Annotated in this window: 19 protein-coding genes; 11 read left to right on the plus strand and 8 right to left on the minus strand. The window is 68.6% G+C overall.

Annotated elements, in window-relative coordinates:
• Positions 1-65: 65 nt before the first annotated feature.
• The 3 genes from Q7W02_24765 to Q7W02_24775 are packed head-to-tail and all read right to left on the minus strand — an operon-like array spanning position 66 to position 2,263.
• The gene (locus tag Q7W02_24765; protein MDO8479342.1) at positions 66-434 is read right to left on the minus strand and encodes a hypothetical protein; all 369 of its coding nucleotides are present in this window, start codon (positions 432-434) and stop codon (positions 66-68) included.
• A 4-nt stretch (positions 435-438) separates the two neighbouring features.
• Positions 439-1,455 carry an adenosyl-hopene transferase HpnH gene (hpnH, locus tag Q7W02_24770; protein MDO8479343.1) on the minus strand — a complete coding sequence of 339 codons (1,017 nt, stop codon included), beginning with the start codon at positions 1,453-1,455 and terminating at the stop codon, positions 439-441.
• 4 nt (positions 1,456-1,459) lie between these two features.
• On the minus strand, positions 1,460-2,263 hold the full coding sequence (locus Q7W02_24775) for a carotenoid biosynthesis protein (protein ID MDO8479344.1): 804 nt from the start codon (positions 2,261-2,263) through the stop codon (positions 1,460-1,462).
• A 114-nt stretch (positions 2,264-2,377) separates the two neighbouring features.
• Between Q7W02_24775 and shc the strand changes: the two genes are divergently transcribed.
• The 9 genes from shc (at position 2,378) to Q7W02_24820 (ending at position 13,237) form a co-directional block, all read left to right on the plus strand.
• Entirely contained in the window at positions 2,378-4,297 is a 1,920-nt protein-coding gene (gene shc / locus Q7W02_24780) for a squalene--hopene cyclase (GenBank protein ID MDO8479345.1), read from the plus strand.
• Positions 4,294-5,103 (plus strand): ABC transporter permease, encoded by an 810-nt coding sequence (locus tag Q7W02_24785; GenBank protein MDO8479346.1) that lies wholly within the window; start codon positions 4,294-4,296, stop codon positions 5,101-5,103. Before shc ends, Q7W02_24785 begins: the two co-directional genes overlap by 4 nt.
• Entirely contained in the window at positions 5,100-5,846 is a 747-nt protein-coding gene (locus Q7W02_24790) for an ATP-binding cassette domain-containing protein (GenBank protein ID MDO8479347.1), read from the plus strand. Before Q7W02_24785 ends, Q7W02_24790 begins: the two co-directional genes overlap by 4 nt.
• A gap of 18 nt (positions 5,847-5,864) precedes the next feature.
• The gene (gene mlaD, locus Q7W02_24795; GenBank protein ID MDO8479348.1) at positions 5,865-6,305 is read left to right on the plus strand and encodes an outer membrane lipid asymmetry maintenance protein MlaD; all 441 of its coding nucleotides are present in this window, start codon (positions 5,865-5,867) and stop codon (positions 6,303-6,305) included.
• Between the two features lie 41 nt (positions 6,306-6,346).
• Positions 6,347-7,021 carry an ABC transporter substrate-binding protein gene (locus Q7W02_24800; GenBank protein MDO8479349.1) on the plus strand — a complete coding sequence of 225 codons (675 nt, stop codon included), beginning with the start codon at positions 6,347-6,349 and terminating at the stop codon, positions 7,019-7,021.
• Positions 7,022-7,093: 72 nt separating this feature from the next.
• Positions 7,094-8,254, plus strand: a complete 1,161-nt coding sequence (locus Q7W02_24805) for a thiamine pyrophosphate-dependent enzyme (GenBank protein MDO8479350.1) — start codon at positions 7,094-7,096, stop codon at positions 8,252-8,254.
• Entirely contained in the window at positions 8,251-9,264 is a 1,014-nt protein-coding gene (locus Q7W02_24810; GenBank protein ID MDO8479351.1) for a flippase-like domain-containing protein, read from the plus strand. The genes Q7W02_24805 and Q7W02_24810 overlap by 4 nt, the downstream gene beginning before the upstream one ends.
• A 50-nt stretch (positions 9,265-9,314) precedes the next feature.
• Entirely contained in the window at positions 9,315-10,388 is a 1,074-nt protein-coding gene (locus tag Q7W02_24815) for an inositol-3-phosphate synthase (GenBank protein ID MDO8479352.1), read from the plus strand.
• A gap of 107 nt (positions 10,389-10,495) precedes the next feature.
• Entirely contained in the window at positions 10,496-13,237 is a 2,742-nt protein-coding gene (locus tag Q7W02_24820) for an MMPL family transporter (protein ID MDO8479353.1), read from the plus strand.
• 14 nt (positions 13,238-13,251) lie between these two features.
• Here Q7W02_24820 and Q7W02_24825 read toward each other — a convergent pair whose 3' ends face one another.
• Together Q7W02_24825 and Q7W02_24830 are read right to left on the minus strand one after the other, a co-directional pair.
• Entirely contained in the window at positions 13,252-14,937 is a 1,686-nt protein-coding gene (locus Q7W02_24825) for a hypothetical protein (GenBank protein ID MDO8479354.1), read from the minus strand.
• Between the two features lie 46 nt (positions 14,938-14,983).
• A complete protein-coding gene (locus Q7W02_24830) occupies positions 14,984-17,035 on the minus strand; it encodes a molybdopterin oxidoreductase family protein (GenBank protein MDO8479355.1) in 2,052 nt (683 codons plus the stop codon).
• 36 nt (positions 17,036-17,071) lie between these two features.
• Between Q7W02_24830 and Q7W02_24835 the strand changes: the two genes are divergently transcribed.
• Positions 17,072-18,322, plus strand: coding sequence for a folate/biopterin family MFS transporter (locus Q7W02_24835; protein MDO8479356.1), 1,251 nt, complete (start codon positions 17,072-17,074; stop codon positions 18,320-18,322).
• A complete protein-coding gene (locus Q7W02_24840) occupies positions 18,322-19,296 on the plus strand; it encodes a flippase-like domain-containing protein (protein MDO8479357.1) in 975 nt (324 codons plus the stop codon). Before Q7W02_24835 ends, Q7W02_24840 begins: the two co-directional genes overlap by 1 nt.
• A gap of 212 nt (positions 19,297-19,508) precedes the next feature.
• Here the strand turns inward: Q7W02_24840 and pcp are convergent, their stop codons facing one another.
• The 3 genes from pcp to Q7W02_24855 are packed head-to-tail and all read right to left on the minus strand — an operon-like array spanning position 19,509 to position 20,853.
• Positions 19,509-20,135 carry a pyroglutamyl-peptidase I gene (gene pcp / locus Q7W02_24845; GenBank protein MDO8479358.1) on the minus strand — a complete coding sequence of 209 codons (627 nt, stop codon included), beginning with the start codon at positions 20,133-20,135 and terminating at the stop codon, positions 19,509-19,511.
• Positions 20,132-20,599, minus strand: coding sequence for a DUF5519 family protein (locus Q7W02_24850; protein ID MDO8479359.1), 468 nt, complete (start codon positions 20,597-20,599; stop codon positions 20,132-20,134). Before Q7W02_24850 ends, pcp begins: the two co-directional genes overlap by 4 nt.
• On the minus strand, positions 20,542-20,853 hold the full coding sequence (locus Q7W02_24855; GenBank protein ID MDO8479360.1) for a hypothetical protein: 312 nt from the start codon (positions 20,851-20,853) through the stop codon (positions 20,542-20,544). Before Q7W02_24855 ends, Q7W02_24850 begins: the two co-directional genes overlap by 58 nt.
• Positions 20,854-20,891: the final 38 nt, after the last annotated feature.

The raw sequence follows: 20,891 nt of genomic DNA on the forward strand, positions 1-20,891 counted from the left end.
CGGGGAACGACAAGGACGGCAGCAACGGCAGGGAGAGCGCCCGGGCCAGGGCCCGAGCCTCGAGCTCAACCGCCGTCAGGACCAGGATCGCGACCAAGCCGGTCGGCGCCGGACGCCGCGGCCCGGAGCGCCCTCTCCTTCTCCTTGCGCTCGACCCAGGCCTTCCAGCTGTTGCCGGCCGCGGGGTCCTTGCCGGTGAACTTGATGGTGGCAATGTCACGGTAGGGGATGGTGAAGGGGCCGTCTCCCTGCTCGTCGAAGAGCTGGATGAAGGCCTCGGGCGCGTCGGCCTCCCGGTTGAAGATGTAGCCGACGATTTCGCCGCCGTCCCTCTTCACGACCGTCGTGTTGCCGCGGTAGTCAAAGGCGAAATCGACCACCTCTCGGAGGGACGTGTAGTCGTTGATCTGCGGCACCCACCCCTCGAAACTCATGGGACTACAGCTTTCCGGAGAGCGTGACCGAGACGGTCTCGGCGAAGCCCTTGAGCGAGCTGAACGTGTGGTCGACCGCGGTCGCCTCGTACCCGCAGTGGACCATGCAGTCGCGGCACTTCTCGTTGCCGCTCTTCTTGCCGTAGTTTTCCCACTTCGTGCCGTCCATCAGCTCCTGGAAGCTGGCGGCATAGCCTTCCTGGAGCAGGTAGCAGGGGCGCTGCCAGCCGAACATATTAAAGGTGGGGTTGCCCCAGGGCGTGCACTCGAAGTCCTTCTTGCCCATGAGGAAGCGCAGGAAGAGCGGCGACTGGTTGAACTTCCAGCGCCGCTTCGGCTTCGAGAGCATCTCGCTGAAGAGCTGATTGGTGCGCGTCTCGTGCAGGAAGTGCTCCTGGTCGGGCGCCTTCGAGTAGCTGTACCCGGGCGAGAGCATCATGCCCTCGACTCCCAGGTCCATCATCTCGTCGAAGAACTCGCGCATCCTGAGCGGCGAGGCGCCGTCGAAGAGCGTCGTGTTCGTCGTCACGCGGAACCCGCGCTGGAGCGCGGCCTTGATTCCCTCGACCGCCTCGTCGAAGACGCCGTCCCGGCAGACCGCCTCGTCGTGCTCCTCCCGCAGCCCGTCCATGTGCACGCTGAACGTCAGATACTTGGACGGCGTGAAGAGGTGGAGCTTCTCCTTGAGCAGGATGGCGTTGGTGCAGAGGTAAATGTACTTCTTGAGCTTGACGAGCTCGGCCACCAGCTTGTCGATGTCGGGGTACATGAGCGGCTCGCCGCCCGGAATGCTCACGATGGGCGCCCCGCACTCCGCCACGGCCGCGAGGCACTGCTCCACGGTCAGGTGCTTCTTCAGGATCTGGGCCGGGTACTGGATCTTCCCGCAGCCCGCGCACGCGAGGTTGCACCGGAACAGGGGCTCGAGCATCAGGACGAATGGGTAGCGCTTCCGGCGGCGGAGCTTCTGCTGGAGGACGTAGCTCGCGACGGTGTACATCTGGGAGACCGGCACGCTCATCTGCTTAGTAACCTCTTTCGTCTATCGTTGTCGTGATCACGGCAGCCCGCTCCCCCGCGGGCCGCTCAACCGTCCAGCCGCGTGTCACCGATATGGCCTTGAGAGCATAGACTAGCAGAAAAACGGCCACATGCACGAGGATTCCGGCCCCCAGCAGGACCCTCTCTCCGATCCAGCCGGTGATCCCGAGGTTGAAGAGGACAACCCCGTAGTAGAGGCCGATACCCCCCAACGGCGAGCCCAGGGCCTGTGGCCGCCTGCCGACCGCCCAGAGGTAGCCGCCGACAATCGCCCAGCCGACAAGGAACCAGCCGGCGAAGTTGGACAGCGGCACCCCGAAGTAGGTGCCCGGCTCGGTATAGTAGAAGATGCGGCCGAGGAACCAGGACTTCCCGCGGACCGCGAGCGGGTCCACCACGACGTCCAACAGCATCATCAGCGCCCCGGTGAGCGCGGCCGGCGCCCAGCCGCGGGCCTGCCCCAGCGCCCAGCGCGCCACGCAGTACGAGGCGTAGGCCAGGAACGGGAAGGACAGCGGGTCGAAGAACGGCACGTTCGAGACGAAGAGCTCACGCCACGCGGTCTCGCCCGTGTAGTGGAAGAGGCCGAACGGGATGCCGATGCGGGTCGACGCGTACTCGGCCGCGAAGGCGACGGCCCAGCCCCAGCCGAGCCACCCGAAGGCCCGGCGCCACCCAAGATCGCGCCCTGCCAGAACGAGGAAGGCGGCGAGAAAGATGAAGACGTACGGGCGCAGCAGAAGCGTCCCCGCGAGCAAAATCGGCCAGCCGGGGGCCTGGTGGGCCATGGCGGCGCCCTTAGCGGACTTCCTGCGGGTTTTCAACGCGTTGCGGGTGCCGACCAGGCGAGGGCTGTGCTAGTATCGGGCGATGTGCGCCACCCACAACTCACGGAGCCAAGCGTGACTCCGCCCACCATCGTCCAGTCCGAGATCGACACCGCCATCGACCGGGCCCAGTCGGCCCTCCTCGCGGCCCAGTCGCCGGACGGCCACTGGCTCGGCGAGCTCGAGGCCAATAGCACCATCACCAGCGAGTACCTGCTCTTCTGCCATCTCCTGGACCGGGTGGACCGCGAGCGGGAAGCCAAGATGGTGCGCTACCTGCGGGAGTGCCAGGTCGCGGACGGCGGGTGGAGTCTCTACGAGGGCGGACCGGCCAATATCTCGGCGACCATCAAGGCCTACTTCGCTATGAAAGTGGCGGGCGTGGGGGTGGACGACCCCGCCATGGCGCGGGCGCGGGCGCTCATCCAGGACTGGGGCGGCCCCGTCGAGGCCGACGTCTTCACCAAGATCCTCCTCGCGCTCTTCGGCGAGTACGACTGGCGCGGCGTGCCGGCCATGCCGGTCGAGATCATGCTGCTGCCCCGCTGGTCCTACTTCAACCTCCACGAGGTCTCCTACTGGTCGCGGACGGTCATCGTCCCGCTCCTGATCCTCATGGACTCCAAGCCCGTCAAGCGGCTGGCCGAGTCCTGCCGGCTCGACGAGCTCTGGCCCGTGCCGCGCGAGCGGGCGAGCCTGCGGCTCAGGCGCATCCCGCGCCCCTTCTCTCCCAAGCGCTTCATCTGGAAGAACCTCTTCATCGGCGTGGACGACGCGCTCAAAGGCTGGGAGCGGCTCGGCCCCCGTCCCTTCCGCGGGCGCGCTATCGAGGCGGCGCGGCGGTGGCTCGAGGAGCGGCTGGCGGTGCCGGGCGGGCTCGGCGGCATCTTCCCGGCCATGACGAACGCGGTCCTGGCCCTCCGTACGCTGGGCTACTCGGACGACCATCCGCTGATCCGCGGCCAGGTCAAGGAGATCGAGAACCTGGGGGTGGAAACCCGGGACGCGCTCCACTACCAGCCGTGCGTGTCGCCCGTCTGGGACACCTCGCTCGCGGTCAACGCGCTCATCGAGTCGGGGCTGCCCGCGGATCACCCGCAGCTCGTGCGGGCCGGCGAGTGGATGATGAACAAGCAGATCATGGTGCCGGGCGATTGGCAGGCCAAGCGGCCCCACGTGCCGCCTGGCGGCTGGCCCTTCCAATACGACAACGACTTCTATCCCGACCTTGACGATTCGGCCATGGTCATGATGGCGCTGGCCAAGACGCACGGGCTCGACCCCGAGCGCAAGGCGCGCTGCATCGACCGGGGCCTGACCTGGTTCCTCGGCATGCAGGGCGGCGACGGCGGCTGGGGCTCCTTCGACGCCGACAACGACCGGCTCATCTTCAACAACATCCCGTTCGCCGACCACGGCGCCCTCCTCGATCCCTCGACCGAGGACCTGACGGGCCGCGGCCTCGAGCTGCTCGGCACCCTCGGCCACGGGCTCGAGCACCCTGCGGCCCAGCGGGCGCTCGGCTTCATCCGGAAGACCCAGCACGAGACGGGGGCCTGGTACGGCCGCTGGGGCGTCAACTACGTCTACGGCACGTGGTCGGTGCTGCGCGGCCTGGGCGCCATCGGCGAGGACTGCTCCAGGGACTACATCCAGCGGGCCGTCGCCTGGCTCGAGACGCGGCAGAACGCCGACGGCGGCTGGGGCGAGACCCTCGCCTCCTACGAGGACGACGATCTGGCCGGCCGCGGCGAGTCGTTGCCGAGCCAGGCGGCCTGGGCGCTCCTGGCCCTCTTCGCCGCCGGGCGCATCGAGGGGCCGGCTGTCGAGAAGGGCATCCGCTACCTGATCGACCGGCAGAACGCCGACGGCACCTGGGAAGACCCGCTCTGGAACGGCACGGGCTTCCCGCGGGTCTTCTACCTCAAGTACCACCTGTACGCGAAGTACTTCCCGCTCTGGGCGCTGGGCGTGTACCGGAGCGCGACCGCGTGACGGACGGGTCGGCCGGCCCTGACACCTGGCCTCTGCCGGCGCGCTGGGTTGAGGCGCTGGGACGTGTCGCACTCTACCTCGTCGAGTCGCTCGGCCGCTTCGGCCGCTTCCTCGGCCAGGCGGTGGCGCTGGTCTTCATCCCGCCGCTCAAGCTCGGCCGCCTGACCGCGCGTGTGTATTTCATCGGCTTCAAGTCGCTCACCATCGTGCTCCTCACCGGCGCCTTCACCGGCATGGCGCTGGGCCTCCAGGTCTTCCTCACGCTGCAGCGGGTAGGCTCCGAGGCCTTCGTGGGACCGGCCGTGGGCATCGCCCTCGTGCGGGAGCTCGGGCCCGTGCTGACCGCGGTCTTCGTCACGGGCCTGGCCGGCTCGGCGCTGACCGCCGAGCTGGGCATCATGCGGATCACGGAGCAGATCGACGCGCTCATGGTCATGGCGCTCAACCCGATGCGCTACCTCGTGGTGCCGGCGATTCTGGCGGGGATCATCACCTTCCCGATGCTCACGGCGATCTTCGACGTCGCCGGCATCTACGGCGGCTACCTGGTCGCCGTCATCCTGCTGGGCATGTCGCCCGGCACCTACTTCGGCCAGATGCAGGCCTTCGCCGAAATGAACGATGTCTGGGTCGGCTTCTGGAAGTCGCTCTGCTTTGGCGCCCTCGTGCCCTGGGTGTGCACGTACAAGGGCTTTCACTGCGGCCACGGCGCCGAGGGCGTGTCGCGTGCGACGACGGAGGCGGTCGTCCTCTCCTGCGTGCTGATCCTCGTCTTCAACTACTTCCTGGGCTCGGTGCTGCCGTGATCCGCATCCAGGGCCTGCAGAAATTCTTCGGCCGGCAGCCTGTGCTGCAGGGCGTGGACCTTGACGTCGCCACCGGCGAGATCATGATCATCATCGGCCGGAGCGGCGGGGGCAAGTCGGTCCTGCTCAAGCACCTGCTGGGGCTCCTGCGCCCGGACGCGGGCGCCGTCCTCGTCGACGGGACGGACATCACCCGGCTCCGGGGCGCCGCGCTCGAGGCGGTGCGCCGGCGCTACGGCGTCGTCTTCCAGGGCGGGGCGCTCTTCGACTCGATGTCGGTGTTCGACAACGTCGCCTTCCCGCTGCGCGAGAAGACGAACCTGGGCGCCGGCGACATCGCCCAGCGCGTCGAGGAGAAGCTCGTCCAGGTCGGGCTCGTGGACATGGGCCACAAGAACCCGGCCGAGATCTCGGGCGGCATGCGCAAGCGGGTCGCCATCGCGCGGGCCCTCGTGACCGAGCCCGAAATCGTCTTCTTCGACGAGCCCACGACGGGCCTCGACCCGATCCTCGTCAACACCATCCACCACCTGATCCAGGATCTGCACCGCAAATTCCGATTCACGGCAATCATGGTCAGTCACGAGATCCCGGAGATCTTCGAGATCGCCGACCGCGTGGCCATGCTGCACGAGGGCGTGATCATCGAGACCGGGGATGCTCGCAACATCCAGAACTCGACGAACCCGATCGTGCAGCAGTTCATCCACGGAGCGGTCGAGGGCGCCAACCATGTCGCGTGAAACGAAGGGGGAAGCCGCATGAAACGTTCGGCGCTGGATCTGGCCGTCGGGGTATTCGTCCTGCTGGGAATTTTGGCCTTGGGTTGGCTTTCGGTTAGACTCGGGAAAGTCGATTTCTTCAGAGGCGAGAGCTATACGGTGACCGCGGATTTCCCCACGACCGCCGGCCTCAAGAATGGGTCGAGCATCGAGATTGCGGGCGTGGAGGTCGGCCGGGTGACTTCGATCCAGCTGGCGAACTACCAGGCCCGCGTGGTCATGTCCATCCGGAACGGCATCAAGCTCACGGAGGACTCGATCGCGTCCATCAAGACCCGCGGGCTCATCGGCGAGAAGTTTCTCCAGATCAGCCCCGGCGGATCGGAGCGGATCATCAAGCCCAACGGCAAGATCACCGAAGTGGAGCCGCCCATCGATCTCGAAGAGCTGCTGTCGAAATACGTCTTCGGGAAAGTCTAATGAGCCCCGAACCAGCGCCCAGAATCAGTGGAGGATCAGCAATGATTGGTCGTCATTTGTGCCGGCTCGCGCTGGCCTGCCGGCCTGCGCCGGCGTGGGGAGTCGCGCTCGCGGGCCTCCTCATTTTGTCAACGGCCCAGGGCGGCTTTGCCGCCACGGCCCAGGAGCAGCTCAAGGGCGCCATCGACCGCGTCGTCAGCACGCTCGATAGCCCCGCGCTCAAGGGCGACGGCAAGGCCGGCGAGCGGCGCAGCGCGGTCCGCAAGATCGCCAACGAGATCTTCGACTTCGCCGAAATCGCCCGCCGGTCGCTGGGCCGCTACTGGCAGCCCCTGACCGAGGCGCAGCGGACCGAGTTCGTCGGGCTCTTCGGCGATCTCCTCGAGCGCTCGTACATCTCCAAGATCGAGCTGTACGGCGGCGAGAAGATCATCTTCAGCGGCGAGCGCGTGGATGGCGATCTCGCCACCGTGAGCACCAAGATCATCACCAAGAACGGCACGGAGGTGCCCGTCGACTACCGGCTCTTCCGGCGGGGCGAGAACTGGATGATCTACGACGTCAACATCGAGGGCATCAGCCTCGTGTCGAACTACCGCACCCAATTCAACAAGATCATCCAGACGAGCGGCTACAACACGCTCGTCGATCGCATGAAGACCAAGCAGACCGAGTTCCTCGAGGAAAGCGGCCGGAAGAAGAAGGTCCAGAACTAGGGCGCCGCCCGCCGCGCCGGCTCCCAGTTTCCGTGGGGCCGGCGCGGCGCCCCGGCCGCCCAGGCCGCAGCCATGACCGGCCACCAATTCGCCGATCTCCTCGACGCACAGGGCTTCGACTTCTTCACCGGCGTCCCCTGCTCGCTCGCCGAGGGCGTCATCGCGGCGCTCGAGCGCCGGCCGCGCGGCCGCCGGACACCCTATGTCCCGGCTGTCCGCGAGGACGTTGCACTCGGGCTCGCCGCTGGCGCCTGGCTCGGCGGCCGCGTGCCGGCCGTGATCATGCAGAATTCAGGGCTCGGCACGAGCGCGAACGCGCTCGTCTCGCTCTCGCTGCTCTACCGGCTGCCGGCGCTCCTGCTCATGACCTGGCGCGGCTTCGAGGGGAAGGACGCTCCTGAGCACATCGTGATGGGCGAGATCACCCGGCCCCTCCTCGACCTCATGGGCGTGCCGCACCGTGTGCTCGCGCGCGGGAGCGAGGAAGCCGACCTCGCCTGGGCCCGCGCCCTAGCCCTGCGCTCGAGCCAGCCCGTGGCCCTCCTGCTCCCGCCGCGCGTGCTGGAGGCAGACACCCCGGAGCCGGCGGCGCCGGCGCCCGTCACGCCCCAGGCCCCCGTCACGACAGCGCCGCCGTCGGCCTTGCCCTCCTCGCTGTCCCGCTTCGAAGCGCTCCGCGCCGCCGTCGGGGCTCTCGGAAGCGAGCCCGTCGTCCACGCCAACGGCTACGTCTGCCGCGAGTCCTTCGCCGTGCGCGACCGGCCGGAGAACTTCTACATGATCGGCTCCATGGGGCTCGCCTCGTCCATCGCTCTGGGGCTCGCGCTGGCCCGCCCGGAGCGGCGCACCGTGGTCTTCGACGGCGACGGCAATCTCCTCATGAACCTGGGCATTCTGCCCATGGTCGGCGGTGGACCGGCGATCGGCCGCGGCCGCCCCGCCAACTTCGTCCACGTCGTCTTCGACAACGGCGTCTACGGTTCGACGGGCGGGCAGCTGTCGCCGTCGCGCGGCGTCGACCTCGCCGCCGTGGCGGCGGCGTGCGGCTATGCGCGGGCCGAGTCCGTCGACTCGACGGCCGGGGTCGAGAGCGCGCTTCGCGGAGCGCTCGAGGCCGACGGCCCGAGCTTCATCCTCGTCCGCGTCAACGCCGAAGAGCACCCGGCGCCACGCATCCCCTACGCCCCCGAGGAGATCCGCGACCGTTTCCGTCGCGCCATCGGGAGCCCGTGAGCGTCAGGCTGCTGCGGCCGCTGCTCCTTGCGGTCGGCCTCGCGGTCGTCGTGTGGCTCGTCTGGGATCTCGGACCGGCGGCTGTGTGGGAAGCCATCCACACCCTGTCCTGGCGGCTCGGGCTGGTCGTGCTCTTCCCGTTCTGCGTGGCCGTCGTCCTCGACACGCTCGGCTGGCGCGTGCTCCTCCCCAAGTGCCGCGTCCCGTGGGGGACGCTCGCCGCGGTGCGCCTGGCGGGGGAAGCGGTAAATCTCCTAACGCCGACGGCCTCGGTCGGCGGCGAGCCGCTCAAGGCCTACCTCGTGCGCGACCGGCTTCCGCTCGACGAGGGGCTTGCCTCCGTGGTCGTGGACAAGACCACCATGGTCATGGGCCAGGCCGCCTTCCTGGCGGCCGGTCTCGGCGTGGCGCTCCTGGCCCTCGAGCCGTCGAGGACGGTGACCATCGCGATGGCCGCTCTGCTCGCTGTCGAGATCGTCGGAGTGGGCGGGTTCGCCATGGTGCAGATCCGTGGAGGCATCGCCGGGGCGGGCCGCATCCTCCACCGGCTGGGTGTGGGACGGGCCGAGAGCCACCAGGAGCTGCTTCGCGAGGTGGACGGACGGCTCGCCCGCCTGTACCGGGAGCGGCGCGCCCGAGTACTGCTGTCCGCGCTGCTCCACATGCTCGGCTGGGCCGTCGGCGGCCTCGAGATCTACGTGGTGTTGACGCTGGCAGACATCCCGGTGAGCCTCGCAACCGCGCTCGTCCTCGAAGCCGTCGGCTGTGCCGTCAGGTTCGCGACCTTCATGATTCCGGGCTCGCTCGGCGCGCTCGAGGGCGGCAACGTCGCCGTCTTCGCCGCCTTCGGGCTGCCGGGAGCGGCGGGACTTTCCTTCTCCCTCGTTCGCCGACTACGCGAGGCGACGTGGGCGCTGATAGGGCTCGGAGCGCTGGCAGCCTTCAAGTCGCGGCCCGAGGGCCCAGCGGTCGGCGGGTCGAGCCCCGCGGGAGGTTCCGGAGGCGCCTGACGCTGTGGTAATATGGCCCGTCCTCATTAACGACCGTCTGGGAGGTCCACGTGGGATCGGTACGCGTCGCCATCGTCGGAGTCGGCAACTGCGCCTCGGCGCTCGTCCAGGGAGTCCATTTCTACAAGAACGCCCCGGACGACGGTTTCATCCCGGGCCTCATGCGGCCCCGCCTCGCCGGGTACCACGTCGGCGACATCGAGTTCTCCGCGGCGTTCGACGTGGATGTCAACAAGGTCGGCCGTGATCTCTCCGAGGCCATCTGGGCCAAGCCCAACAACACCGTGCGCTTCGGCGAGGTGCCGCATCTCGGGGTGCCCGTCCAGCGCGGGATGACGCATGACGGCCTGGGCCACTACCTGTCCCAGGTGATCACGAAGGCGCCCGGCCCCACGGTGGACATCGCGGGCATCCTGCGCGAGACGCGCACCGATGTGGTGGTCAACTACCTGCCCGTCGGCAGCGAGATGGCCACCAAGTGGTACGTGGAGCAGGTGCTCGACGCCGGCTGCGGCTTCGTCAACTGCATCCCGGTCTTCATCGCGCGCGAGGAGTACTGGCGGCGCCGCTTCGAGGAGCACGGCCTGCCGATCGTGGGCGACGACGTCAAGTCGCAGGTGGGCGCGACCATCATCCACCGGGTGCTGACCAAGCTCTTCATGGACCGCGGCGTGCGGATGGAGCACACGAGCCAGCTCAACGTGGGCGGCAACACCGACTTTTTGAACATGCTCGAGCGCTCGCGCCTGGCCTCCAAGAAGATCTCCAAGACCGACGCGGTCCGCTCGCAGCTCGCCCACGACATGATGGACGACGACATCCACATCGGGCCGAGCGACTATGTACCGTGGCTCCAGGACCGCAAGTGGGCGCACATCCGGCTCGAGGGTCGCTCCTTCGGCGACCAGCCCATCAACGTCGAGCTCAAGCTCGAGGTGTGGGACTCGCCCAACTCGGCCGGGGTCGTCATCGACGCGATCCGCTCCTGCAAGATCGCCATGGACCGCGGCCTCAAGGGCGCGCTCTTCGCGCCGTCGGCCTACCTGATGAAGTCTCCGCCCGAGCAGTGGTCGGACGAGACGGCCCGCGTCAAGCTCGAGCGCTTCATCGACGGCGGCGTCTAGCCCGCTCCGCTCGGCGGGCCACGGCCCGCGCAGGGCTCCGCCAAGTCGGGAATCCGCCAAGTCGGGAATCCGATGGTAAACTGGGATAGTCGCCCCGCTACCATGCCATGATCGCCATCTCGAGAACGGGACGTCTGCTACGCCGCCTGGTCCGGCTCTCCTGCCGCCGGCCGCTCCTTACGACGCTCCTCTCGCTCATCCTGGCCGTCGCCGGCGTCACCTACACGCTCCACGCGCTCAGCTTCAAGACCTCCGGCCGGGACCTCCTGCCCAAGGACGCCGGCTACGTCGTGCGCTACAACCAGTACGCGCGGGAGTTCGGCGAGCTCGAGGACATCGTCATCGTCATCGAGGCGCGCACCTTCGAAGCGGCCAAGGACTACGCCGCGCGCCTCGTCCAGGAGCTTCGCGCGTCACCGCTCAAGTTCCCGCGAGTGGCGTACCGCGTGGATCCGAAGCGCTTCGAAGGCCGCCATCTCCTCTATCTCCCGGAGAGGCAGCTCAAGGAGATCCGCGACAGGATCTTCGACCACCAGGAGTTCATGGAGAGCTTCGCCGGCGACCCAAGCCTGGCGCGGCTGATCGAGGGCGCCAACGCGGCAATGGCCTCGGCCTTCGTCTCGAACCTGTTCGACCTCGGGATCGGCCAGGGCAGCGGGGAGGACACGCGCTTCCTGCGCCTGGTGCTCGATCAGATCGCCGGGCGTCTCGAGCACCCGACGCCCTACCGCTCGCCGTGGGGCACGCTCTTCTCCCTGAGCGAGCGCCCCGCCGACGCGGGCTATTTCCTCTCGGACGACAAGAGCCTGCTGTTCGTGCTCGTGGAAACGCCGGAGAGCGAGAAGGGCAGCTTCATGAGCGACCGCCGGGCCATCGAGATCATCCGCAGCGTCATCGCGGACCTCAAGCCGGCGTTCCCCACCGTGCAGGCTGGAGTGACCGGCGGCCCGGCCCTGTCCAACGACGAGATGACGGCGGCCTTCCACGACAGCAGCGTCGCGACCGTGCTCGCCTTCGGGCTGATGCTCCTCGTGATACTGCTGGCCTTCTGGCGGGCCGGCAAGCCCCTCCTGATGCTGGCTGTGCTGGCGGTGACGCTCGCCTGGTCCATGGGGATCATCACGCTGACGGTCGGGCACCTGACCATCTTCTCGGTCATGTTCATCTCCATCGTCATCGGCATCGGGATCGACTACGGCATCTACTTCCTGTTCCGCTACGAGGAGGAGATCTTCCTCGGGCGCAACCTCAAGGAGGCGATCGAGCTGACCGCCGCGCGGGCGGGGCCCGGCATGCTCATCGGCGCGCTGACGGCCGGTGGCACCTTCTACGTCCTCATGCTGACCGATTTCCGCGGCATCCAGGAGCTGGGCTTCATCGCCGGCACCGCCATCCTGATGGCGTGGCTCGGCATGATGACGCTGTTCCCGGCGCTCGTGGTCGTGGTGGACCGCCGCCACGCCGACCGGCCCCGCAACCAGGCGCCGCGGGCGCACGCGCTCGAGCGCATGCACGTTCCTGTGCTCGACCGCCTGACGCGCTACCCAAAGGCGGTGCTCACGATCGCCGGGGTCGCGACGGCCGCCTCGCTCTGGGCCCTTCCGTACGTCGGCTTCGACTACAACCTGCTGAACCTCCAGCCCAAGGGCACGGAGTCCGTGATCTGGGAGAAGCGCATCCTCGCCAACACCGGGCGCTCGGGCTTCAACGGCCTGGCCTCGGCCACGACTCTCGAGGAGCTCCGCCGGAAGCAGGAGGCCTTCGAGAACCTCCCGTCGGTGTCCGAGGTGGACTCGGTTCTTCGCGTCATCCCCGATAACCAGAAGGAGAAGATCGCGATCGTGCGGACCTTCGCGCCTATCGTCGCCCCGGTGCGCGTCGGCCGCTCGAGCCCGGTTGATCTCGACCGGCTGACGCGGGCGCTCGGCGAGCTCAAGCGACGGCTGGACATCTTCGCCGCGGAGGCGGGGGACAAGCTGCCGGATGACCTCAAGCAGTTACGGACCCGGACGATGGCCCTGATCACGGCGCTCCAGTCGACCAGCCGCGAGGTCTCGGAGCCCGCGCTGACCCACCTGCAGTCCCAGCTCTACGGCGACTTCATCACCAACTTCTTCGATCTGCAGCGCAACCTGAACCCTCGACAGATCGGTCTCGCGGACGTGCCCGACGAGCTCCGGCGCAAGTTCATCGGCAAGCGCGGCGACTTCCTGCTGCAGATCCACCCGAAGGTGGACATCTGGGAGCGCGAGGGCGCGCGGCAGTTCGTGCGCGAGCTCAGATCGGTGGACCCGGACGTGACGGGGGCGCCCATCATCACCTACGAGGCCATCGGCTACATGGAGCGGGCGTACTTCCAGGGCACCGCGTACGCGTTCATCCTCGTGGGGCTGCTCTCCGCGCTGTTGATCCGCCGGGTGAAGGAGACCCTGCTGGCGCTCCTCCCGCTGGTGCTGGCACTCCTCTGGACGATCGGCCTGATGCGTGTCTTCCACCTGCAGTTCACCATGGCCAATGTCTGGGGCCTGCCGCTCATCGTCGGCGCGTCAGCCGAGTTCGGGCTCAACGTGATCGTCCGCTACCTCGAGGGGCGCGACCACGGCGGTCCGCTGATCGCGCGCAGCACGATCATGGCGGTGGCGCTCAACGGTGTGACAACGATGGTCGGCTTCGGCAGCCTGATGATCGCCCGGCATCAGGGCATCTTCGGGCTGGGTCTCCTGCTGACGATCGGAGCCTTCTGTGCCCTGCTCGCCTCGCTGGTGGTCCTGCCGGTCATCCTTCGATTGATCGCCCGGCCCGCCGCGGCCACGGCGGCCCCTGTGGTCGCCCGCTCCTCCGCCGCTTAGCCGGCAGCCGCCTGCTAGAACGCGTCGGGGGCGGCTGCGATGTGCTCCAGGTCGGCGTGGGTGTAGGAGCCGAAGCTCCGGAAGTCGAGCTCGGTGTAGTTCTTGATCCAGCGCATGGCGATCTTGACCGCCTTGCGGTAGCGTACCCCGGTCTCCACGTCCTTACTCAGCGACAAGTAGAGGATGTCCTGGACCTCTTCCTTCAGGATCCGCTTCACCATCGGAAAGTCGTGGACCTGCGACGGATCGGTCGAGTCCTTCGCGTGGTGCCGGATGCGCTGGGCGATCTGGGCCACCGACATGCGGCCGGTGGCGAGATCTTCCATCAGCGCCGGATGGATGCCCGGCCTGCCCGCTAGGCTGTCGATGCCCTTCGCGCCGCGGCCGCCGAGCCAGCCCTCGACGTACTCGATCAGCATGCGCGCGTTGCGCCGCGTCCCCTCGACCGTGACGGGCCCGGCCGGCACCTCGATCTTGACGGGGTAGTTGTCGGGATTCGCCATCTCGGGGCTCGGGTTCCAGCCGGAGAGGACGAGGCGCTTGAAGGGATCGCCCGCAGTCTTCATGTGGAAGATATGCGCGACCCACGCGCGGATGAAGCCCTGCTTGGCCTCCCACTCCTTGTCGGCGCGGATCGCCTCCCCGGCGGCCCGGTTGACCTCAGGGTCATTGCTCGGCAGGGCCGTCGCCATGCCGCCGATGGGCACCGCCCCTCGCTTGAGGCAGATCGCCACCAGCCTCCGGAAGATATTGGCGAGGAAGGGCGTGGTTTTGATATCCACGCCGAAGCGGTCCGGCCAGACCGACGCCGGGTCGGCCATGATGAACTCGAAGATCGAGGCCTTGAGGTCCCAGCGCGCGGCATTGAGGCCGGCGGCGTAGGAACCGAGGGCGTAGAGCATCTCCTCCATCAGGTAGACGGCCGGCAGCGACTCGACCAGCGGGATGCCGCGGATGACCGCGTCCTTGAGGGACGGCAGATGCCGGCGGCTCGCGTCGAAGACATCACGATACCAGGCGACCTCCTCCACGGTCTCGACCTTGGGCAGGTAGAAGTAGATGCCTTGTCCGCGCCCCGCCTGGGCGCGCCCCGCGTAGAAGAGCGTCAGCGCCGTGCCGAGGATGGCCGCCGGCACGGGCCGACCGTCCACGGTGACGTCGTGCTCGTCGAGGTGGAGCCCCCGGTCGCGGTGCATGAAGAACGGCAGCTCGCCGGGCGCGATGCGGTACTCCTTGCCGCGCGCCGCGTCCGTGTAGGCCAGCTCGCGGTTGACCGCCGCCAGCCGGTTCTGCGCCGCCCGCACCGTGTCCACGAGCCGGTGTCCGCCGGAATCCTCGTCGTCGTCGAGGTCGCCCTCGGCGCGCTCGCCCTCGGGACCGGGGTTGAGCGCGTTGATGAACATGCTCGTGATCGAGCAGGGCCCGGAAATCTCGATGCCGGGGCGTCTGAGGTCTTCAGGCACCGGCGGCACCTTCCAGTCGCCCGTCGTGGCGGCGGAAACCGGCTGAGGCCCGGGCAGCGTCCCCTGCTCGAGCGCGCGCCTGAGCACCGCATCGCGCTGGCGGCGGAGCGCATGCACGCGCGGCGTGAAGTCATCGTGCACCGTGCAGAGATACTCGCAGAAGTCCGCGGTGAAGAGCTGGGCCGCGCCCTCCACCGGGGCGAAACGGACACGCGTCGTCGCGCTCGTCGGAGTCATTGGGACGCTCCTGTGGGGGACACTCCTGTGCTCCGTGGTTGGCGGTCTACAGCCTGGCGACCTGGACCAGGTTCGAGTGCAGCGCCGGCCCCCCGCCCATGTCCGCGAGCCGGTCGTCGGTGATCACGTTGACGCCGCGACCGCCCGCCTGGTGCTTGGACCACCAGATGCCCTCGATGACGGCGAGGCCGGGGCGGGTGTCGTCCGTGAGCGTCGCGGTGAACCGCGCCTCACCTCGGGCGCTCCGCACCATCACGGCATCTCCGTCCGCGATTCCGCGCGGGCGGGCATCCTCGGGATGGAGGAACACCGAGGCGCCCCGCTGGCGGCGCCTCAGCTTGTCCGACTGGCTGAAGGACGAGTTCAGGAAGAAGCGGTTGGGCGGCACGATGCACTGGAGCGGGTAGCGCCGCGCCGCGGCCTCGTTCTCGGGCCCCTCGACGAGCGGCACGTACGTCGGCAGCGACGGCAGGCCCGCTCGAGCCATCGACTCGGAGACGAACTCGACCTTGCCCGAGGGCGTCGGCGCGCCGACGGCGAACGGCAGGTACGGCCGGCCGACGCTGAGGCGCACCGACCGCTCCGCCTTCAACCGCTCGTACGTGATGCCCGCGACCGAAAGGTCGCCGGACGCCAGCGCCTCCCGGATGAGAGCGGGCTCGTCCTTGGAGAAGTGCGGGTCGGCGAACCCCATCGCGCGAGCGAGCAGCCGGACCACGCGCCAGTTGGAGCGCGACTCCCCGGCCGGCTCGATGACCGGCTCGGCCAGCTGAAGGTAGAGGTGGCCGAAGGACTTGTACAGGTCCACGTGCTCCATCGACGTCGTGGCGGGCAGCACGATGTCGGCGTAGTCCGTCGTGTCGGTCAGGTGCTGCTCGTGGACGACCGTGAAGAGGTCCCCGCGGGCGAGGCCGCGCAGCACCAGCTCCTGGTTCGGCACGACCGAAGCGGGGTTCGAGTTGTAGACGTAGAGCGCTTTGACAGGCGGGCTCATGCCGGGGTCGGTCAGCGCCTGCCCCAAACGGATCATATTGATCGTCCTGGGTAGGCGCGCGGGCATGAGGTCGCGCCGCTCGAGGGCGGACAGGTCGAGCCCGAAAGAGCGCGTGGAGGACAGGAGCGCCCCGCCCGAGGGATGCGCATACGCGCCCGTGAGCGCCGGCAGGCACGCGATCGCGCGGCAGGTGCCGCCGCCGTTGTCGTGCCGAGAGAGCCCGATCCCCACGCGCAGGAACGACGCCTTCGTCGCCCCGTAGCGGCGCGCGAAGCTCACGATCGCCTCCGGCGTGAGCCCCGTGATCGCGGCGACGCGCTCCGGGTCGTACTGCTTGACGTGCTGCGCGAGCGGCCCGTAGCCGAGCGTGGCGCGGTGGATATACTCGTGGTCCACCAAGCCCTCTTCGATGAGCACGTGCATCATCCCCAGTGCCAGCGCGCCGTCCGTGCCCGGCCGAGGCTGGAGATAGAGGTCCGCCGTCTTCGCGGTCTGCGTCCGGTAGGGATCGATGCACACGATGAAGGCGCCGCGCTTCCGCGCCCGCTTCACGAGCGACATGAGGTTGATGTGCGTGTAGCTCGCGTTGATGCCCCACAGGACAACCAGGTCGGAACCGACCATCTGCTCGGCGTCGCTGCCGGCGACAGTGCCGAGCGTGGCCGTCCATCCGGCGTACGCGGTCGTGACGCAGATCGTGCGGTCGAGCTGCGAGGCGCCCAGTGCGTGGAAGAGCGGGTGCCCGGCCCAGTACTGGAGGAGCCCCAGCGTGCCGCCGTAGGAGAACGGCAGGATGGCTTCCCCGCCCCACTGCGAGATCACGCCCCGCCACCGGCGCGCGATCAGGTCGATCGCGGCATCCCAGCCGATGGGCTCGAAACGCCCCTCGCCCTTGGTCCCGACGCGCCTGAGCGGCGTCAGCACTCGCGTCGGGGCGTAGACCCGCTCGGCGTAGTCGTGAACTTTGCCGCAGACCACGCCGCGCGTGAAAGGGTGCGCGGGATCGCCGCCGACGTCGGTGACGCGGCCGTCGTCCACAGTGACGACGAGGGCGCACTGGGACGGGCAATCGTGGGGGCAAACCGACTTCCGAATTTCATGCATGACGCAACAGAGTAGCACACGTTGTATAGTGCTCAAATGCTCGCCCGGCTCAAGGCGCTGCACCCGTTCCAGACGCCGGACGCCAAGCGCCTGGCCGTGCTCTTCGGCATCGTCTACTTTGCCCAAGGCATGTGGTACCTGCCGAACCAGACCATCACGATCTCGCTGAAGGACGGAGGCCTGTCGGCGGGACAGGTCGCCGGCTTTTTCGCCATCACCACGGTGCCGTGGCTGATCAAGCCCGTCTACGGTCTCCTGTCCGACTTCGTGCCGCTCTTCGGCTACCGCCGGAAAAGCTACCTCTTGTTCACATCGGCGACGGCGGCCGCAGCCGGGCTGTTCCTCGGCGTGACGGGAGATCACGCGTACTGGCGGATGGCGGCGTTCGTCACGCTGATGGCGCTGGGGCTCGCCTTCACCGACGTGCTGGTGGACGCGCTGATGGTCGAGAACGGCAAGCCCATGGGTTTGACGGGCGCCTTCCAATCCGTCCAGTGGGGCGCCATCACGACCGCGTCCATCCTCGTGGGCGAGCTCGGCGGGTACCTCGCCGAGCACCGGCGCCTGCACGCCGCCTTCTTCCTCGCCGCCTGCTTTCCTCTGGTCTCGCTCCTGATGGCCGCCTTCTTCGTCCGCGAAGCCCCCGCGCGGGCGGACCGCGAGGCCTTCGCGACCACCTGGGCCGCCATCCGGGACGCCTTGCGCGAGCGAGAGGTCTGGGTGGTCGGAGGCTTCCTTCTCTTCTGGACCTTCAGCCCGTCCTTCGGGCCGGCGATGCTCTACTACCAGACCGACCACCTGCACTTCTCTCAGCAGTTCATCGGCCACCTGGCGGCGATCGCGGCGGTGGGGAGCGTCGCCGGAGCCTTCATCTACGCGCCGCTGTCGCGCCGGGTGCCGCTCACGCGGCTCATCAACTTCTCCATCGGCGCCGCCGTCATCGGGACGCTGGCCTATCTCGTGTACCGCGGCCCCGTCTCGGCCATCATCATCGACGTCGTCTTCGGCTGCGTGGGCATGATCACCCAGCTCGCCTTCCTCGACCTGGCGGCCAAGTCGTGCCCACGCCGCGTCGAGGCGACCTTCTTCTCGCTCCTCATGTCCGTCTACAACGGCGGCAGCCAGATCTCGCAGAATGTCGGGGGCCGGCTCTACGATTCCTTCGGCTTCACCCCGCTCGTCCTGATCTCGACGACGTTCACCGCGGCGGCGTGGCTGCTGGTCCCGCTCGTCAGGATCGACCGCATCGAGGCCAAGGCGAAGCAGGCCCAGGTGTCCGCCTCCTGATGCGGCTGGTTCGCCTGGGCCTGCTCGTCTGCGGCGCCGCGCTCTTCGTGTGGCTGCTCGCCACCATCGGCCCCGGCGCGGTCGTCCAAGCCTTCGCGGATCTGTCGTGGCGGCTCCTGATCATCCTCGTCTTCCCCTTCGGACTCACCACGCTCCTCGACACGCTCGGGTGGCGCTACGCCTTCCGCCGCGACACGGTGCCGTTCAGGGCGCTGCTGGCCTCCCGCCTCGCGGGCGAGGCCTTCAACCTCACGACACCCACGGCCTCGATGGGCGGCGAGGCCGTCAAGGCCTGGCTCGTGAGACCGTGGGCGCCGCTCACCGAGGGCCTGCCGTCCGTGATCGTCGCCAAGACGACCATCACCATCGGGCAGGCGCTCTTCGTCGTGGTCGGGCTCGTCGCGGCCCACGCGGCCCTGCCGTCTGACTCCCTCGTCGTCCGCGGCATGGAGTGGCTGCTCGTGGTCCAGGTGCTGGCCGTAGGCGGCTTCGTCGCCGTCCAGGCCGGCGGAGCCCTCCGCGGCAGCACGCGGTGGCTCCAGAAGCTCGGATGGCTCTCGGGCAGTCGCCTCGAATCGGTCACCCAGGTCAACGACGAGCTGGCCCACTTCTACCGCCGCGAGCCCAAGCGCCTGGCGCTGTCGATCCTCTTCCACTTCCTGGCGTGGCTCATCGGCGCGCTCGAGCCCTGGCTCATCCTGCGCTGGATCGGGCTGCCGGTCTCGCTCGCCGAAGCCACCGCCATCGAGGCCTTCAGCAGCGGCATCCGCTTTGCGGCCTTCCTCGTGCCGGGCTACCTGGGCGCCCTCGAGGCGGGACACGTGGCGATCTTCGCCGCGCTCGGGCTGGGCGCGCCCGCGGGGCTGTCCTTCACGCTGATACGCCGCGTGCGCGAAGCCGCGTGGACGGGGCTGGGCTTTCTCGCGTTGGCGCCGCTAAGGGCCCAAGCTCCCCCAACCGCCGACAAACTCTAGTCCGCGCTGTCCACGGCGAGCGGACCAAGACCGGGCGGGTGGCGTCGGGGGCGGGGGCTGCGCGGCCGGCTTCGTTCCCCCTTCGCAAGTGCCCGCAGCCCGCAGGGCTGCGATTCACGCCAGCGTAGGGTGACGTAGCCGGCCGCGCAGCCCCCGCCCCCGACGACAGGCCCCGCCCGCCTAGCGCGCGGTTAGCTTATGACCGGACTACGCTAGGACGGACGGCCGGCGAGGTGTTCGCTGATTACCCGCAGAGCCGCCTCGACGGCGCGCACGCCGATGGCGGGATCCATGCTCGGCTGGTCGAGCCCCGAGGCGACGACCATCGCGGGCGAGAGCGGGACGTGCATGAAACCGGCGAGCGTCCCGCTCGACGCAGCGCTCACGGCGTGGAGTGTGGCGTAGAGCGTCTGGTTGCAGAGATACGTGCCGGCCGTGTTGGAGAGATACGCGGGGACGCCGTCCCGCGTGAGTGCCTCGAGGATGGCCGCCAGCGGCAGCGTTGCGAGATAGGCCGCCGGGCCGCCCGGCACGCAGGGCTCGCCGCTCGCCTGGTAGCCGGCATTGTCGGCCACCTCGTAGTCCATCATGTTCACGGCCACCCGCTCGAGCGCGATCCGCGCCCGCCCTGCGGCTAGCCCCACATGCAGCACCGCCAGCGGATCGTGCTCATGGAGGAGGCGCCGGGCCGCGATCCCGGCCTCGACGTGGTGCACCGGCAGGATCGCGGCGCGGACGGGCAGGCCTCCGACCACGCGGCCGTCCACGGCCTTTGCGATCTCCTCGGAGGGGTTGGACGGATGTCCGCCGAAGGGCTCGAAGCCCGTGACGAGGATCATGGCTCCTCCCGGTCCTCCCGCTCGACGATCTTCTTTGCCCTCTCGTAGCTCTTCTTGAGCCAGGACATCGCACGCCCCGCGTCCCGCAGCTCCTGGACGTGGCAGATGACCCACCCCTGCCCGCCCAGGCGCGGGTGCGGCGTGAAGACGCCGGAATCCACCGCGCGGCGCTGGTCCTCCGCCGTGAGCCGGATCCAGAGGTCGGTGTCCTTGGTCCGAAGCGGGAAGCAGGCGAAGAGGCGCGGCCCCACGAAGTAGCCCCAGCGCCCGAACATGGGCGTGATCTTCACCCCGGGCCAGCCGCCGAGGATCTCGTTGAGCGCGCCGCCTGTCCCGGTGCCGCCCTTCTCGAGGCTGCGCCGCGTGCTGCGCCCCGCGCCGAGCCCGCGTACTCTCCGCGGAGGCGCTATGGCCAGACCTGTGTGTACGCGAAGCGCGCCCGCTCCGAGACCTTGCCGAACCAGCGGTCGTAGTCTCGCCTGAGCGCCTTCATGTGGCCCGACTTCATCAGCGCGCGGAAGGTCTTCTCGTCCTGGACCTCGTAGACGGCCATGTAGCGGAACTTGTCCTCGCCCATGATGGCCTTGTAGCGCCGCGCGCTCACCGCCCCGGGGTAGCGCAGGAACTGCGGGCAGTGCTTGTAGTTGTACCAGCGGTTGAACGCGGCTTCCTTCTTCCGGGGGATGGTCGCCTTGACGATGAAGAGCACCGTGGCCATGGAGCCTCCTTTTCAGCCCTCGCCTCACCGCTTAGGCA

This window comes from Candidatus Rokuibacteriota bacterium (assembly GCA_030647435.1).
In the GTDB taxonomy this organism is placed as follows: domain Bacteria; phylum Methylomirabilota; class Methylomirabilia; order Rokubacteriales; family CSP1-6; genus AR37.